Below are 16,446 nucleotides of genomic sequence, written 5' to 3' on the forward strand. Positions count from 1 at the left end.
TCAGCGCGAGCGGCTAGAGCGCGTCGCGCGCACCCGTCGGCGCGGTGCCGCTGCCACTGCGCTGCGCGACCAGGTTGTCGCGGATCTGCTTGAGGACCTCCAGCTCGGTGATCTCCACGGACTCCTGGACGCCTTCCCTGGCCTTGCGGCGGCTCTCCACCTTCGCGAGGTACTTCGCCATCGGCAGGACCATCAGGAAGTAGACGACCGCCGCGGTGATCAGGAAGGTCAGCGTGGCGTTGAGGACCGATCCCCACAAGATGTTCACGCCGGTCGGCTCCCCCTGCGCGTTGATGCCGCACGGGTCCTTCAGGCACGAGGAGTAGACGTCCAGGTTCTTCGTGCCGATGGCGCCCACCAGCGGTCCGATGATCCCCTTCACCACCGCGTTCACGATGTTCGTGAACGCGGCGCCGATGACCACGGCCACCGCCAGGTCGACCACGTTGCCGCGCATCAGGAAGGCCTTGAAGCCCGCCAGGACGTTCTCCTTGTTCTTCTCGCTCACCACTGAGCCTTTCTTCACAGGTGCCAAACACGGAGCCAACGGTTCCGAAAGCTACGGCAGTCCGGGCCCGGTGCGTCCAGTCGGCGTCCGCGTCGAGGTGACGTGACTGTTCGTGCGTGCGATTCAGCACAGCGTCACCGCCAGTCGCGTCACGGCGCCCGCCCCCACGAGATCCCGCGCGGTGTCCCGGGGCACGGACAGGACCACCAGCGCCCCGCCGTCCCCGGCACCCTGGTCGGGATCGGGCACTTCGGCAACACGGGCCCCGGCCGCCACCACCCGGGGCGGTCCGGCGCGCTCCGCCGCGACCACGTCGACCCGGTCCCCGGGCCGCAGCAGCCGCACCGCCCCCGAGTCCGCGATGCGCACCGGGGCGGACACCAACCGGACCGCCGCGGGCGGGCGTTTCACCTCCGGTGGTGCGGAGCCCCGCGAGGCCTGCGCCTCCGTCCCGCCCACCGCAAGCGCCGCCGCCACGACGGCCAGCCCGGCCGAAGCGGCCCGGCGCCGGCGCCGCACGGCCCTGCGCAGCCGGTCCCCGCTCCGGCCCACGCGAAGCGGTGGGAACAGCGGGACGGGGCGCGCGGGGGGACACGGGGAAGAGAAGACCGAAGGCGCTGATGACACTGAATGCGCCGATGAAACCGAGCATGCCGATGACGCTGAGCGCGCCGATGCAGCCGCGCGCGCCGAGGAGATTGACGACGCCGAGGTCACTGAACAAGCCGAAGAGGTCCCGGACATGACGACCACCACCAAACCGAGGGAGTTCCGGTGTCCGGACCCAGCGCCCGGACACCCCTCACGATCCGGCCTCCCGCGCGATCTCGCTTCGGCCTGTGGATGATCCCCGGCTTGTGGATAACCTCCTCACCCGATGGAGTGACCGGAGGGCTTGGACGGCACCTTGCAGAGCTCTGAGAAGCCCTGGCCGGTCAGGCCGAACGCGCTGTTGACGCGCGAGCGCCAGTTCTCCAGGGCGACCACGGCGGTCAGTTCCACGAACGCGGCCTCGCCGAGCCGCGCGATCAGGTCGGCGGCGAGTTCGTCCGTGACGGCCGGCTCGGTCTCCGTCATGGCGTCGGCGTACTCCATGACCAGCAGTTCCAGCTCGGTGAAGACCTCGGGGGCCTCCCGCCACCGCGGGACCTGCTCGATCTTCCCGGGCGCCAGCCCCAGCTGCCGGCCCTCCCAGTAGCCGAAGTCCATGCACCACGAGCAGTTGATGCGGGCCGCCGCGGCCATCACCGCGAGGTGCTTGAGTCCGGCGTCGAGCGCGTTCCACTTCGCCGCCCGCTGTTCGAGGCGGACGTACGAGAACAGCACGCGCGCGTTGTGCCCGTACGCGAGGCCCGGTTCGAGCACCTTGCCGTAGGTGCGCCGCGAGTACCAGGCGCCGATGCGCATGAGGAGGGTGCGGGGCGGGGTGAGGGAGATGCGCGGCATGACGGTTGCCTCCTGGTTCTGGGCCGGGACCGGGACCGGACGGTCGGCGGTCCTTCACCAGCTGAGACAGGACAGCCCCGCGGAATGTGACAGCGGGCGTCCGGCCCGGCGGTCCGTCCCCACGGCTCCGCGGGGCCCAGACCCCTACGGCTCCGCAGGGCCCAGACCCCTACGGCTCCCGCGGGCCCGGGCGCCTACGGCAGTTCGATCCCGAGGTCCCAGCCGTCGTGCGCACGGGTGCACAGGCAGGCGCGCGACTCCGTGGCCGGCAGCGCCGCCACCGCGTCGAAGAGGACCTCGCGCAGGCGGCCGACGTTTTCGCCGAAGACCCGCAGCACCTCCGTGTGGGAGACGCCCTCGCCCGTCTCCGCACCCGCGTCGAGGTCGGTCACCAGCGCCATCGAGGTGTAGCAGAGCCCCAGCTCACGGGCGAGGACCGCCTCGGGGTGGCCCGTCATGCCGACGACCGACCAGCCGGCCGCCGCGTGCCAGCGCGACTCGGCACGCGTCGAGAAGCGCGGCCCCTCGATGACGACCATGGTGCCGCCGTCCACCGGCTCCCACCCGCGGCCCCGCGCCGCCGCCAGGGCCACCTCGCGGCCCGCCGGGCAGTACGGGTCCGCGAAGGTGGCGTGCACGACGTTCGGGACGCTTCCGTCGGGAAGGGGTTCGCCGTCGAAGAAGGTCTGGGCGCGGGACTTCGTACGGTCGACCAGCTGGTCGGGAACGAGCAGCGTGCCCGGTCCGTACTCCGGCCGCAGGCCGCCGACCGCGCACGGGCCGAGTACCTGGCGGACGCCGGTGGAGCGCAGGGCCCACAGATTGGCGCGGTAGTTGATCTTGTGCGGAGGGACGGTGTGGCTGCGTCCGTGCCGGGGCAGGAAAGCCACTTGGCGGCCGGCGAGCTCGCCCAGGTAGAGGGAGTCGCTCGGGGGCCCGTACGGGGTCTCCACCTGGATCTCGGAGACGTCCTCCAGGAAGGAGTAGAAGCCCGAGCCGCCGATGACACCGATCTCTGCGTTCGCCATGGCGCCCACCCTAACCGGGCACGCGTGAGGCCCCGCGGCCCGGGAAGGGCGGCGGGGCCTCACGGCGAACGATCGGACGGGCCGCACCCGTCAGGCGGGTGCGGGACCGGTCAGGCAGCCGAGGGGGAGCTGCTGCTCGTGCTCGACGCCGTGGACGACGACGAAGCGGCCGGGGCGGCAGCGGTCGCCGTCGCGGACGACGGGGCCGAGGCCGGCTTCGAGGCAGGCGTGCTGCTCGACGAAGAGCCGCGGCTGTCGTTCCGGTAGAAGCCGGAGCCCTTGAAGACGATGCCGACCGCGGAGAACACCTTCTTCAGGCGTCCGTCGCAGCTCGGGCACACGGTCAGTGCGTCATCGGTGAACTTCTGCACGGCCTCAAGGCCCTCACCGCACTCGGTGCACTGATACTGGTAGGTCGGCACGAATTTCCTCCTGGCACTCTCACTCAATGAGTGCTAACGACGCTCCATGGTGACGCATTCCGGCGGATCAGTCCACCGTCACCGGCACTCGGTGACCCAGGCCACGCTCGTTCACCCGGTTGTCCGAGGTCTTCTCGGCGGCCTTCGGGGCGGCCGTACGGGCCGGTCCCGACGAGTTGACGATCCGGCTCGGGGCCTTCGGCGCCAGCTTCGAGCGCAGCGCCAGCAGGGTGACCAGGGCGAGCGCGGTGGCCGCCATGGGCACCAGGAATCCGTACGAGGATCCGTGCGCGTCCGTCAGGCGGCCGGCCAGGGTCACGGCGCCGGCCTGCCCGAAGGCGACCGCTCCGGTGAGCCAGGTGAAGGCCTCGGTGCGCGACGCGGCCGGGATCAGCTGCTCGATCATGGTGTAGCCGGTGATCAGCGCGGGGGCGATGCACAGTCCGACGACCAGGCCGAGCGCACCCAGCAGGATCGGGGAGTCCACGGCCCACAGGACGGACGCGGCGGCGGTGAGCCCCAGGTAGCCGAGGATCAGCCGGCGGCGCGGTCCGATCTTCCACGCGATGGTGCCGCAGACGATGCCGGCGATCATGTTGCCGCCCGCGAAGACGCCGTAGAGAAGGCCGTTCGCGCCCGGGTTGCCGATCTCGTTGGAGAAGGCGGCGAGCGAGATCAGCATGCCGCCGAAGACGGCGCCGATGCCGACGAAGGCGACGATCAGGACCCGCAGGCCGGGGAAGGACAGCGCGGAGGCGTGCTTCTCACCGTCCGCGAGAGGCGGAACGGGCTTGGGCTGCGTGCCGCGCTGCGCGGCGAAGAGCAGACCGCCCGCGAGGGTGAGGGCCGCCTCGGTGATCAGACCGGCGGAGGGGTGGACCGAGGTGCACAGGAACGTCGCGAGGACCGGGCCGACGACGAAGGTGAGCTCGTCGGTGACGGACTCGAAAGCGGCGGCCGTGGACAGCAGCGGCGAACCCTCCAGCTTGGCGGCCCAGCGGGACCGGACCATGGGTCCGACCTGCGGTACGGAGGCACCCGCGGGGACGGCGGCCAGTGCGAGCGCCCACAGCGGCGCGCCCGTCAGGGCGAGCGCGGTGAGGGCGCCGACGGCGGCGGCGTGCGCGAAGACGACCGGGATCAGGACGGCACTCTGGCCCAGCCGGTCGGCGAGCTTGCCCATCTGCGGCGCGAACAGCGCCATGGAGACACCGGTGACGGTGGCGACGATTCCGGCGTCGCCGTACGAGCCGGTGGTGTGCTGGACGAGAAGGACGATGCCGATCGTCAGCATGGCGAAGGGCTGCCGGGCGGCGAAGCCGGGGAGCAGGAAGCTGAGGGCGCCGGGCGTACGCAGGAGCTGTCCGTAGCCGGGGCGGGCGGACTTGTCGGTCGTGACCGCGGATGTCACGGCCTGGCCTTTCCGCTGCCTGGTAGAGCGTCCCCGTCTGCGGACGGTGGGCCGCCTTGTGAGCGACCGCACCCGTACATGTGGGAGCCCCGAGAGCTGTCCTCTTGCGCAGAACCGAGTGATACCTGGGCGCCCACTGCGGGTGGTGCCACGGCCGCTTTGCGGTCGCGCCAGCTCTGCGTCAGGCAGAGTTGGTTCGATCTGGTGTGCCTTCATCGTACAGGGAAAGCCTCTACCACGCCCTGTGATTACGGTGACAAGCCATGTCTTCACCTGCGATTAACGGGAACTTCGCACGTCAGGGCCCATGAAATGGCGACAAAAGTGGGCATAGGCCACCGAAAATGGCCGAATTAGAACGTCACTCTAAACCGGGGAGTCCGTCAGCTTCAGAACCATCAGAGTCAGGACCATCGAGTCAGGACCATCGGGATCCCGACCATCAGGATCCCGACCGTCAGAATGAGGGCCGTCGGATTCAGGACCCCGACCGCTCGCCGCCCGTACCGAGCCACCCCGCCAGCTTGCCGCCCCGCGCCACCGCCCGCAGCCGCGCCTCGGCCGCGTCCCGTACCGGATCCGTGGCCACCACCAGCAGCTCGTCCCCGCGGCGCAGCACGGTCGACGGCAGCGGTACGAAGCTCTTCGCGTCCCGGACCACCAGCGTGACCGACGCCCCGGGCGGCAGCCGCAGCTCGCTCACCTCCACGCCGTGCATCCGCGAGGCCTCCGGGATGGCGAAGGACAGCAGATGCCCGCGCAGCTTCTCCAGGGGCGCCGACTCGATGCCGAGGTCGGAGGCGGTCTCCGCCGCTTCGCCGAGCTTCAGCTTGCGCGCCACCCACGGCAGGGTCGGCCCCTGCACCAGGGTGTAGACGACGACCAGCACGAAGACGATGTTGAAGACGCGGTCGCTGCCCTCGATCCCGGACACCATGGGGATGGTGGCCAGGATGATGGGCACCGCTCCGCGCAGGCCGGCCCACGACATCAGGGCCTGCTCGCGCCAGGGGATCCGGAAGGGCAGCAGGCTGACGAGGACCTCCAGCGGCCGCGCCACCATCGTCAGGACCAGCCCGATGACCACCGCGGGCCAGAAGTCGTGCACCAGCTCATGCGGGGTGACCAGCAGGCCGAGCAGCACGAACATCCCGATCTGGGCGATCCAGCCGAGCCCGTCCGCGAACCCCCGGGTGGCCGGCCAGTGGGGGAGCTTCGCGTTTCCGAGCATCACGGCCGCCAGGTACACGGCGAGGAAGCCGGAGCCGTGCGCCATCGCGCCCGCGGCGTAGGCCGTGATCGCGATCGCCATCACGGCGATCGGGTAGAGGCCCGAGGCGGGCAGTGCCACATGGCGCAGGGCGTACGAGCCCAGGAAGCCCACCGTCAGGCCGATCGCGGCGCCGATCGCCAGCTCCAGCGCGATCTTGCCGAGCAGGACGTACCACTCGTCCACCGGGCCGACGGTGGCGAAGGCCACCACGAGGATGAGGACCGGGGCGTCGTTGAAGCCGGACTCGGCCTCCAGCACACCCGTGATCCGGGTGGGCAGCGGCACTTTGCGCAGGACCGAGAAGACGGCGGCCGCGTCGGTGGAGGAGACGACCGCGCCGATCAGCAGGGCTTGCCGCCATTCCAGTCCGACCAGGTAGTGCGCCCCCGCAGCCGTCACGCCGACGCTGATCGCGACGCCGAGCAGCGACAGCACGATCGCCGCCGGCAAGGCTGGTTTGATCTCTTTCCACTTGGTGCCCAGACCACCCTCGGCGAGGATCACGACGAGTGCGGCATAACCGATGACCTGGGTCAGTTCGGCGTTGTCGAATACGACGTTGCCGATGCCGTCCTGGCCTATCGCGATGCCTATGCCGAGGTAAATGAGCAGGCTGGGGAGGCCGCTGCGTGAGGAGATGCGTACCGCCGCGACGGCGACGAGCAGCACGAGCGAGCAGACCAGCAGAAGCTCATTGAGCGTGTGGACGGTCAGCGGGCGGGCCTTTCCTCAAAGCGCCTGGCGGATCGTTACTCCCGACGGCACGTACGGCAACTACTTCGTTACCTTACCTAATCTTTGACGCTTCCTTAACGGGATACCCACATTGTGAAACGCCTGTTCGGCGCTGTCTCGGGCAGCTCGACCCCTGGCGGATCATCGAGAGCGGTCCTGCGCCTATGGTTGCTCCCAGCACTCCCAGGACCACCCTGCCCCTCTAAGGACAGCGATGCCCGCCAACGAATCCGCTCCTTCCGTCAAGAAGAAGGGACGACGCGCCCGTCTGATCCTGCTCGTCCTGGTCCTGGCGCTCTTCGCGGGCCTCGGCTTCGGGGGGTACTGGAGCGTGGACAGCGTGCGCGCCTCCTTCCCCCAGTCGACCGGCTCCCTCAAGCTGCCCGGCCTGACCGGGACCGTCGACGTCAAGCGCGATGCCCACGGCATTCCCCAGCTCTACGCCGACAACGACGCGGACCTCTTCCGCGCGCAGGGCTTCGTACACGCGCAGGACCGGTTCTGGGAGATGGACGTACGCCGTCACATGACCTCCGGCCGGCTCTCCGAGATGTTCGGCTCCGGCCAGGTCGAGACCGACGCCTTCCTGCGCACGCTGGGCTGGCGCCAGGTCGCGCAGACGGAGTACGACGACAAGCTCTCGGACGATACGAAGAAGCACCTGCAGGCCTACGCCGACGGGGTCAACGCGTACCTGAAGGGGAAGTCCGGCAAGGACCTCTCCGTCGAGCACGCCGCCCTCAAGCTCAGCGACGGCTACGCGCCGGAGGCGTGGTCTCCGGTGGACTCGGTGGCCTGGCTCAAGGCGATGGCGTGGGACCTGCGCGGCAACATGCAGGACGAGATCGACCGGGCGCTGATGTCGAGCAAGATGACGCAGGCGCAGATCGCCGAGCTCTACCCGCCCTACCCCTTCGACCGGAACAAGCCGATCGTCGAGGGCGGCAAGACGGACGGCGGGAAGTACACGCCCCAGGGCATCACGGGCTCGGGTTCCGGCTCCACCGGCTCGGGCTCCGGCAGCGCCGTCGGCTCCCAGGCCTCCACGGGCACGGGGACCGGCACCGGCACCGCCACCGGCCTCGCCGACAACGCCACCGCCCAGGGCGCGGCGGTGGGCCTGCGCACCCAGATGTCCGCCCTCGCCAAGACGCTCGACGAGATCCCCGCGATCCTCGGGCCCAACGGCAGCGGCATCGGCTCCAACTCCTGGGTCATCTCCGGCAAGCACACGACCACCGGCAAGCCGCTGCTCGCGAACGACCCGCACCTCTCCCCGCAGCTGCCCTCGGTCTGGTACCAGATGGGCCTGCACTGCCGCGCCGCCTCGCCCCAGTGCAAGTACGACGTGGCCGGCTTCACCTTCTCCGGCATGCCCGGCGTGGTCATCGGCCACAACGCCCACATCGCCTGGGGCATGACGAACCTCGGCGCCGACGTCACCGACCTCTACCTGGAGCAGGTCACGCCCGAGGGCTACGTCTACGACAACAAGGTGCTCCCCTTCGCCACGCGCGACGAGGTCATCAAGGTCGCGGGCGCCAAGAGCAAGAAGATCACCGTCCGCACCACCAACAACGGCCCGCTCGTCTCCGACCGCAGCGACGAGCTCGCCGCGGTCGGCGCCCGCGCCCCCGTCGCGCCCTCGGCCCCCGACCGCGGCAACGGCTACGCCGTCGCCCTGCGCTGGACCGCCCTGGACCCCGGCAAGTCGATGGACGCGGTCTTCAAGCTCAACCAGGCCAAGGACTTCAACGCCTTCCGGCAGGCAGCCGCCGACTTCGAGGTCCCCTCGCAGAACCTGATCTACGCCGACAACAACGGCAACATCGGCTACCAGGCCCCGGGCCGCATCCCGGTCCGCGGCCAGGGCGACGGCCGCATGCCCGCCCCCGGCTGGGACTCCAAGTACGCCTGGAAGGGCGGCAAGGACGGCAACGCCGGCTACATCCCGCAGAGCGAGATGCCGTGGGACCTCAACCCGTCGCGCGGCTACATCGTCACCGCGAACCAGGCCGTCGCGGAGAACGGGACGGGCGCCGGCAAGTACCCGCACCTGCTGACCACCGACTGGGGTTACGGCGCCCGCAGCCAGCGGATCAACGACCTCATCGAGGCGAAGATCAAGGACAGCGGCAAGATCTCGACCGACGACATGCGCACCATGCAGATGGACAACAGCAGCGAGATCGCGGCGCTGCTGACGCCGATGCTGGCCAAAATCGAGGTCTCCGACCCGGACGTGCGTTCCGCCCAGAAGCTGCTGGAGGGCTGGAACTACACCCAGGAGCCCGACTCGGCGGCCGCCGCCTACTTCAACGCGGTGTGGCGCAACATCCTCAAGCTGTCCTTCGGCGACAAGATGCCGAAGGAGCTGCGCGTCGAGGGCAGCTGCATGAACGTCCGCGACGAGACCAGCGGCCCCGTCGACGACCTCGCCGAGGTGATCCGCGAGTGCGGTGAGCGCGACTCGGACTCGGCGCAGCCGGACGGCGGCGACCGCTGGTTCGAGGTGGTCCGACGCCTGGTCAAGGACGAGAAGTCGGCCTGGTGGCAGTCGCCCAAGACCCTCCGGGAGCCGGCCGCCACCACCCGCGACGAGCTGTTCGCCCGGGCCATGAAGGACGCCCGCTGGGAGCTGACCGCCAAGCTCGGCAAGGACCAGTCCACCTGGAGCTGGGGCCGGCTGCACCAGCTGACGCTGAAGAACCAGACGATCGGCACCTCGGGCCCCGGCTTCATGCAGTGGCTCCTCAACCGCGGCCCGTGGAACCTGGGCGGCGGCGAGGCCACCGTCAACGCGACCGGCTGGAACGCCTCCAGCGGGTACGGGGTCACCTGGGTGCCGTCGATGCGGATGGTCGTGAACCTCAACGACCTAGACAAGTCCCGCTGGATCAACCTGACGGGCGCCTCGGGACACGCGTACCACGGCAACTACACGGACCAGACGACGATGTGGGCCAAGGGCGAGCTGCTGGAGTGGCCCTTCGGCAAGGACGCCGTCGAGAAGGCCACGGTCGAAACCCTGACCCTCAAGCCCGCGGACACGCAGGGGTCATGACCTGAAGCGGCGCACCCCCGAGGGGGTGGCCACCGCCTGTACGGGGTGGTCGTGCGGTTCCTCCGGGACCCGCGCGACCACCTCGTCGTCGTAGAGGAGCACGACCAGCGCCGGGTGCGCCCCCGCGCGTTCCAGCCGCTCCAGCACCCGGTCGTACGAGCCCCCGCCGCGGCCGAGCCGCATGCCGCGCCCGTCCACCGCGAGCCCGGGCAGCAGCACGGCGTCGGCCTCGGTCACCGCGTCCGGGCCGAGCGCCGGGCCGGTCGGCTCCAGCAGGCGCATCCGGCCCGGGTGCGCGGCTTCGGCGAGGCTGCCCGGGCCCGCGTAGACGGCCCAGTCGAGGTCGTTGTCGGGCAGCAGCAGGGGCAGCAGCACCCGCTTGCCGGCCGCGCGCAGGGCGTCGAGGAGGTCGCGGGTGCCCGGTTCGCTCCCGACGGAGACGTACGCCGCCACCGTGCGGGCATCGGCCAGCTCGGGCAGTTCGAAAGCCGTGTCGGCGAGTGCGGTGGCCGCCGTACGGCAGGTGTCGGGGGACAGGGCGCGGCGGGCTGCCAGGAGGCCTCGGCGCAGCTCGGCCTTGGGGGACGCGGGGGGCTGGTTCGCTACCACAGCTGGCTCAATATCCTTGAGAATTTGTACATAACGGATCTACCGGTCAGCGTCTGGCCTGGCGTTCTATAAGACCCACTATCGTTCTGGCCATGACTATGTTGCACCCCGTGATCAAGAAGGCCGTCATTCCGGCCGCGGGCCTCGGCACTCGGTTCCTCCCGGCGACCAAGGCCACACCCAAGGAAATGCTCCCGGTGGTGGACAAGCCGGCCATCCAGTACGTGGTCGAGGAGGCCGTCTCGGCAGGGCTGGACGATGTGCTCATGATCACGGGGCGTAACAAGCGCGCTCTGGAAGACCACTTCGACCGGAACTACGAGCTGGAGTCGGCTCTCATCGCCAAGGGCGACGACGACCGGCTCAAGAAGGTCCAGGAGTCCAGCGACCTGGCCACCATGCACTACGTCCGCCAGGGCGACCCGCGGGGCCTGGGTCACGCCGTGCTGTGCGCCGAGCCGCACGTGGGCCGCGAGCCCTTCGCCGTCCTGCTCGGCGACGACCTCATCGACCCCCGCGACCCGCTGCTGCGTCAGATGGCCGACATCTACGCCCGCACCGGCGGCACCGTCATCGCGCTCATGGAGGTGGACCCCGCCAGCGTCCACCTCTACGGCTGCGCCGCCGTCGAGGCCACGGACGAGCCGGACGTCGTCCGTGTCACCGGCCTCGTCGAGAAGCCGGACGCGGCGGACGCGCCCAGCAATTACGCGGTCATCGGACGGTACGTCCTCAACCCCGCGATCTTCGACATACTGCGGGAGACCGAGCCGGGCCGCGGTGGGGAGATCCAGCTCACCGACGCCCTGCAGAAGCTGGCCGCCGACGAGACCATCGGCGGCCCGGTGCACGGCGTGGTCTTCCGGGGCCGTCGCTACGACACCGGGGACCGCGCGGACTACCTGCGGGCCATCGTCCGCCTCGCGTGTGAGCGTGAGGACCTGGGCCCGGAGTTCCGCACCTGGCTTCACCGTTACGTCACGGAGGAGATGTAGCACCTTGAGCAGTTCCGCACCGCAGGACACCGGCCGGCTCCCGAGCGAACAGCACGAGCAGCAGCAGCACGAGCACGAGCAGCACGAGCTGCACGAGCACGAGCGGCGCCAGCAGCGCGAGCAGCGCCTCTGGTCGGTGGACGAGCACCTCGCGGACGTCCTCGCCACCGTCCGGCCGCTGGAGCCCATCGAGCTCCAGCTGCTGGACGCCCAGGGCTGTGTCCTGGTCGAGGACGTCACGGTGCCCGTCGCCCTCCCGCCCTTCGACAACAGCTCCATGGACGGCTACGCCGTCCGCACGGCCGACGTCCAGGGTGCGAGCGAGGAGTTTCCCGCGGTGCTGACGGTCATCGGGGACGTCGCGGCCGGCAGCGGTGAGCTGCCGACCGTCGGCCCCGGCGAGGCCGCCCGCATCATGACCGGCGCCCCGCTGCCGCCCGGAGCGGAAGCCGTCGTACCGGTGGAGTGGACCGACGGCGGTACGGGTGGTGGCGCGGCCTCCGGGATGACCCCGGCCAGCACCGCACCGGAGGGCGCGGGCGGCGAGGTACGGGTGCACCGCGCCGCCGAGGCGCGGGCGCACGTCCGCTCGCGCGGCAGCGACGTACAGGCCGGGGACCTCGCGCTCGCCGCGGGCACGGTGCTCGGGCCGCCGCAGATCGCCCTGCTGGCCGCCATCGGGCGCGGCACCGTCCGGGTGCGGCCGCGTCCGCGCGTGGTCGTCCTGTCCACCGGCAGCGAGCTGGTCCAGCCCGGCGAAGCCCTGACCGCCGGGACGATCTACGACTCGAACAGCTTCGCCCTGGCCGCGGCCGCGCGGGACGCGGGGGCCATCGCCTACCGGGTCGGCGCCGTCGCGGACGACGCCGAGACGCTGCGCGCCACCATCGAGGACCAGCTGATCCGGGCCGACCTGATGGTCACCACGGGCGGGGTCAGCGTCGGCGCGTACGACGTGGTCAAGGAGGCGCTGTCCTCCGTCGGATCCGGTGGTGCCTCCGTCGGCTCCGGCTCCGGTCCCGGCGGCGAGGACGTGGACGGCGGCGGGATCGACTTCCGCAAGCTCGCCATGCAGCCCGGCAAGCCGCAGGGCTTCGGCACCATCGGCCCCGACCACACCCCGCTGCTGGCGCTGCCCGGCAACCCGGTGTCCTCGTACGTCTCCTTCGAGCTGTTCGTGCGCCCCGCGATCCGCGCGCTCATGGGCCTGCCGGAATCCGAGGTCAGCCGGCCGAGCGTACGGGCGGTGCTGAAGGCCGACAAGGCGCTCGGCTCCCCGGCCGGACGCCGCCAGTTCCTGCGCGGCAAGTACGACGCGCGGAGCGGCACCGTCAGCCCGGTCGGCGGATCCGGCTCGCACCTGATCGCCGCCCTGGCGCACGCCGACTCGCTGATGGTCGTACCGGAGGACGTCACCTCGGTGGAGCCCGGGGCCGAGGTGGAAGTGGTCCTGCTCGGCTGAAGTCCGGCAGGTGCGGGTAGCGTGTTGCACCACACAGGCCCTTGAGGGGCCCGGACGGAAGCGGCGCGCACAGTATGAGTACGCAGAGCAGGCTGACCCACATCGACGAGGCCGGCGCGGCCCGGATGGTCGACGTCTCGGAGAAGGACGTCACCACCCGCACGGCGCGGGCCAGCGGACGGGTTCTCGTCTCGCCCCGGGTGATCGAGCTGCTGCGCGGCGAGGGCGTCCCCAAGGGCGACGCCCTCGCCACCGCGCGGATCGCCGGGATCATGGGCGCGAAGAAGACCCCCGACCTGATCCCGCTCTGCCACCCGCTGGCCGTTTCGGGAGTGACGGTCGACCTGTCGGTGGCCGACGACGCCGTCGAGATCCTCGCCACGGTGAAGACGACCGACCGTACGGGCGTGGAGATGGAGGCGCTGACCGCCGTCGCGGTCGCCGGACTCACCGTGATCGACATGGTGAAGGCCGTCGACAAGGGCGCGGTCATCACGGACGTCCGGGTGGAGGAGAAGACCGGCGGCAAGTCCGGCGACTGGGCGCGCTCGTGAACGCCCCGCGCGGCGGCGAGGTCCACAGCCACAGTCACGGCCCTGGTCACCAGCCCGCGGCCGGTACCGCGGCCGGTGCTAGGGCCCAAGCCGCGGCTCCGGCTCCGGCCCCTTCCTCGCTGCGCGCTCTGGTGGTCACGGCCTCCAACCGGGCCTCGCAGGGCGTCTACGCCGACAAGGGCGGCCCGTTGCTGGCCGAGGCGCTGGAGGAGCTCGGGTTCGCGGTGGACGGCCCGCGGGTCGTCCCGGACGGCGATCCCGTCGAGCGGGCGCTGCGCGAGGGCGTGGCCGCCGCGTACGACGTCATCCTCACCACCGGCGGCACCGGCATCTCGCCGACGGACCGCACCCCGGACGCCACCGCCCGGGTGCTGGACTACGAGATCCCCGGCATCCCGCAGGCCATCCGCGCCGAAGGCCTGGCGAAGGTACCGACCGCCGCGCTCTCGCGGGGCCTGGCGGGCGTGGCCGGGCACACCCTGATCGTCAACCTGCCGGGCTCGACGGGCGGGGTGCGTGACGGCCTCGCCGTCCTCTCCCGGATCCTCCCGCACGCCGTGGACCAGATCCGGGGCGGCGACCACCCGAGACCGGCGGGACCTTCCGGGAGCGCGAGCTGAACGGCTCCACCTGGCCGGTGGTCCTGACGGACGGCGATGTCACCCTCCGGCCGATAAGACTCCGGGACCAGAAGGCCTGGCGGGAGGTCAATCGGCGCAACCGCGACTGGCTGCGGCCGTGGGAGGCCACGATTCCGCCGCCCGCGCCGTGGGGGCCGGTCGTCCAGCGGCCGACGTACCGCCAGATGGTCCGCCATCTGCGGGCGGAGGCGAACGCGGGCCGGATGCTGCCGTTCGTCATCGAGTACGAGGGCCGGCTCGTCGGCCAGCTGACGGTCGCCGGCATCACCTGGGGCTCGATGTGCGCGGCCCACGTCGGCTACTGGGTGGACCGCGACGTGGCGGGCCGCGGTGTGATGCCGACGGCCGTGGCCCTCGCCGTCGACCACTGCTTCGGGAAGGTCGGACTGCACCGGATCGAGGTGTGCATCCGGCCGGAGAACGGACCGAGCCGACGGGTGGTGGAGAAGCTCGGACTGCGCGAGGAGGGGCTGCGCCCGCGCTATCTGCACATCGACGGGGCCTGGCGGGACCACCTCGTGTACGCGATCACGGTGGAAGAGGTTCCGGAGGGGCTGCTGCGCCGCTGGCACCGAGTACGCCGGCATGGAGTGCCGCCGAAATGAAAAAGCGAATATCAGTTCGAATTTAGGCGCCGGTTGACCGGTTCGCCCATAACCTGATCCGAAGAATCACAAAAAAAGTCCGTGATATCAGCCGGATCGTGCGACACACCGGCCCAATTGGCCGATCCGCTCGGCCGCGCCCCTCTACGGTGTGGGGTGTGAGCAGCAGCGGCCTCATCTACGCAGTCATTGTCGGGGCCTGGGCCGCCTACTTGGTGCCCATGTGGCTCCGGAGGCAGGACGAGCTGAACGAAGCCCGTCCGACGGAACGCTTCTCCACTGCCATTCGGCTGCTTTCCGGCCGGGCGGGAATGGAGCGCCGTTACGCCAAGGGACTGCGTGAGCGCGGTGACGAGGAGGCGGACCCACAACCCCACGCGGACCCGGACGCCGCGACGGAAACGGTGAATTCCGTGGACGCCGACGCCCGGGCCCTTGTCGTACCCCCGACCAGGGCGGAGCCGAGACCCGCCGCCTCCGACCGCGCGGAGCGGGCGGAACGCGGGGAACGGGCGGAGCGGGCCCGGCGCGAGCAGCGCCTCCAGGTCCTCGCGCGCCGCCGGCGCACCACCGCGCTCCTCTTCCTGATCTTCACCGTCGGCGCGGTCGTCGCGGCGGTCGGCGGACTGGGCTACCTGTGGGCGCCAGCCGTACCGGCCCTCCTGTTGAGCACGTACATCGTGCACCTGCGCGTCCAGGAACGGCGGCGCTACGAATTCACCATGGACCGGCGGCGTGCCGAGGCGGCCGCGCGGCACCTGCGCGAGAACCGTCCCCGCCCCCGCCGCCGCGAGTCCGAGGCCACCGCGGGCGCCGAACCGGACCCCGCGCCACCGGTCTCCCCGCAGGAGGCCGACCGGCGCGCGCTGGTCGAGCAGACCGACCACGCCGAGTGGGTGGACCAGCAGCGCGAGCGCGAACGCGGCCCCGCCCGCGGTGACAGCTGGGAGCCCGTCCCGGTCCCGCTTCCGACGTACGTGACGGCCCCGGTCGCCCCGCGCGCCACGGGCCCCGCGACCCCGGACGCCTGGAGCGCGACCCGCTCCAGCGCGGCCGAACCGACGGACCCCCGCCTGCGCGCCCAGCCCCCGGCCCCCCGGTCGGACCCGAAGCCCCAGACCGCCCCGCGCCCCCGCGGCCGCGACCGCGGCCGCACCCCGCTGTTCGACCAGTACGAGAGCGACGACCGCCCGCGCGCCGCGAACGAGTGATCGCTGACCTGTGCGGAGCTCCCGGATTCCGGTTTTGGAGCACCCACGGGGGGATGCTAATGTTTCACACGTCGCAAGGGCCTGTGGCGCAGTCTGGTAGCGCACCTCGTTCGCATCGAGGGGGTCTGGGGTTCAAATCCCCACAGGTCCACAAACGACAGTTCACGGGTTGCTCCCGAGAACGTCACGAGATCCCGTTCCGCCGAGAGGCTGAGCGGGATCTCTGCGTTTGTGGGGTGTGTTCGAGGTGGTGTCCGAACGCGGGCGGGGCCTCGGGTGGCTGTCTGGCGGAGGATCGGCCTGGGTTTCGGGGTGGTTCGGGTGCGTGAGCGGTGCCGGGGCTGCTGTTGGGCGTGCGTAAGCCCGTCATGTGGTGCCGGGGTGTCAGGTACTCGCGTGGACCGTCGGCGGCAGCTGGGGTGGGGAGAGCCCGTTCGCGGTGATGGCGGGCGATGCGATTCCCGCGAGTTCGGTGATGACAT

The 16,446-nt window shown here is 71.0% G+C and carries 15 protein-coding genes and 1 tRNA gene; 8 read left to right on the forward strand and 8 right to left on the reverse strand.

Annotated features, from left to right (window positions below):
- Positions 1–13: 13 nt before the first annotated feature.
- The 7 genes from mscL to ABZX75_RS16160 all read right to left on the reverse strand — a co-directional run bounded on the left by mscL (position 14) and on the right by ABZX75_RS16160 (position 6,757).
- Positions 14–508 (reverse strand): large conductance mechanosensitive channel protein MscL, encoded by a 495-nt coding sequence (gene mscL, locus ABZX75_RS16130; RefSeq protein WP_355410818.1) that lies wholly within the window; start codon positions 506–508, stop codon positions 14–16.
- 123 nt (positions 509–631) lie between these two features.
- Complete coding sequence (locus ABZX75_RS16135; protein WP_355410819.1) at positions 632–1,135, reverse strand: hypothetical protein; 504 nt, start codon at positions 1,133–1,135, stop codon at positions 632–634.
- Positions 1,136–1,378: 243 nt separating this feature from the next.
- On the reverse strand, positions 1,379–1,954 hold the full coding sequence (locus tag ABZX75_RS16140; RefSeq protein WP_355410820.1) for a carboxymuconolactone decarboxylase family protein: 576 nt from the start codon (positions 1,952–1,954) through the stop codon (positions 1,379–1,381).
- Between the two features lie 194 nt (positions 1,955–2,148).
- Positions 2,149–2,982 (reverse strand): S-methyl-5'-thioadenosine phosphorylase, encoded by an 834-nt coding sequence (locus ABZX75_RS16145; protein WP_355410821.1) that lies wholly within the window; start codon positions 2,980–2,982, stop codon positions 2,149–2,151.
- Positions 2,983–3,092: 110 nt separating this feature from the next.
- The gene (locus ABZX75_RS16150) at positions 3,093–3,404 is read right to left on the reverse strand and encodes an FmdB family zinc ribbon protein (RefSeq protein ID WP_355410822.1); all 312 of its coding nucleotides are present in this window, start codon (positions 3,402–3,404) and stop codon (positions 3,093–3,095) included.
- 67 nt (positions 3,405–3,471) lie between these two features.
- The gene (locus tag ABZX75_RS16155) at positions 3,472–4,815 is read right to left on the reverse strand and encodes an MFS transporter (protein WP_355410823.1); all 1,344 of its coding nucleotides are present in this window, start codon (positions 4,813–4,815) and stop codon (positions 3,472–3,474) included.
- Between the two features lie 478 nt (positions 4,816–5,293).
- On the reverse strand, positions 5,294–6,757 hold the full coding sequence (locus ABZX75_RS16160) for a potassium/proton antiporter (RefSeq protein WP_355410824.1): 1,464 nt from the start codon (positions 6,755–6,757) through the stop codon (positions 5,294–5,296).
- Positions 6,758–7,037: 280 nt separating this feature from the next.
- Between ABZX75_RS16160 and ABZX75_RS16165 the strand changes: the two genes are divergently transcribed.
- Positions 7,038–9,887: a penicillin acylase family protein gene (locus ABZX75_RS16165; protein ID WP_355410825.1), complete on the forward strand. Its 2,850-nt coding sequence runs from the start codon at positions 7,038–7,040 to the stop codon at positions 9,885–9,887.
- On the opposite strand, the gene ABZX75_RS16170 is transcribed toward ABZX75_RS16165, so the two are convergent.
- The gene (locus tag ABZX75_RS16170; RefSeq protein WP_355410826.1) at positions 9,882–10,496 is read right to left on the reverse strand and encodes a 5-formyltetrahydrofolate cyclo-ligase; all 615 of its coding nucleotides are present in this window, start codon (positions 10,494–10,496) and stop codon (positions 9,882–9,884) included. The genes ABZX75_RS16165 and ABZX75_RS16170 overlap by 6 nt on opposite strands.
- Before the next feature lie 92 nt (positions 10,497–10,588).
- Between ABZX75_RS16170 and galU the strand changes: the two genes are divergently transcribed.
- The 7 genes from galU (at position 10,589) to ABZX75_RS16205 (ending at position 16,115) form a co-directional block, all read left to right on the forward strand.
- Positions 10,589–11,491, forward strand: coding sequence for a UTP--glucose-1-phosphate uridylyltransferase GalU (gene galU, locus ABZX75_RS16175; protein ID WP_355410827.1), 903 nt, complete (start codon positions 10,589–10,591; stop codon positions 11,489–11,491).
- A gap of 88 nt (positions 11,492–11,579) precedes the next feature.
- Complete coding sequence (gene glp / locus ABZX75_RS16180; RefSeq protein WP_355411023.1) at positions 11,580–12,953, forward strand: gephyrin-like molybdotransferase Glp; 1,374 nt, start codon at positions 11,580–11,582, stop codon at positions 12,951–12,953.
- A gap of 74 nt (positions 12,954–13,027) precedes the next feature.
- A complete protein-coding gene (gene moaC / locus ABZX75_RS16185) occupies positions 13,028–13,507 on the forward strand; it encodes a cyclic pyranopterin monophosphate synthase MoaC (RefSeq protein ID WP_355410828.1) in 480 nt (159 codons plus the stop codon).
- A gap of 119 nt (positions 13,508–13,626) precedes the next feature.
- Complete coding sequence (locus ABZX75_RS16190; RefSeq protein WP_355411025.1) at positions 13,627–14,127, forward strand: MogA/MoaB family molybdenum cofactor biosynthesis protein; 501 nt, start codon at positions 13,627–13,629, stop codon at positions 14,125–14,127.
- A 17-nt stretch (positions 14,128–14,144) separates the two neighbouring features.
- A complete protein-coding gene (locus ABZX75_RS16195) occupies positions 14,145–14,753 on the forward strand; it encodes a GNAT family protein (RefSeq protein WP_355410829.1) in 609 nt (202 codons plus the stop codon).
- 158 nt (positions 14,754–14,911) lie between these two features.
- A complete protein-coding gene (gene glpR / locus ABZX75_RS16200; RefSeq protein ID WP_355410830.1) occupies positions 14,912–15,964 on the forward strand; it encodes a gephyrin-like molybdotransferase receptor GlpR in 1,053 nt (350 codons plus the stop codon).
- A gap of 77 nt (positions 15,965–16,041) precedes the next feature.
- A tRNA-Ala gene (locus tag ABZX75_RS16205) sits at positions 16,042–16,115 on the forward strand.
- Positions 16,116–16,446: the final 331 nt, after the last annotated feature.

Origin of the sequence: Streptomyces sp. NPDC003038 (assembly GCF_040611115.1) — a bacterium.
GTDB lineage: Bacteria > Actinomycetota > Actinomycetes > Streptomycetales > Streptomycetaceae > Streptomyces.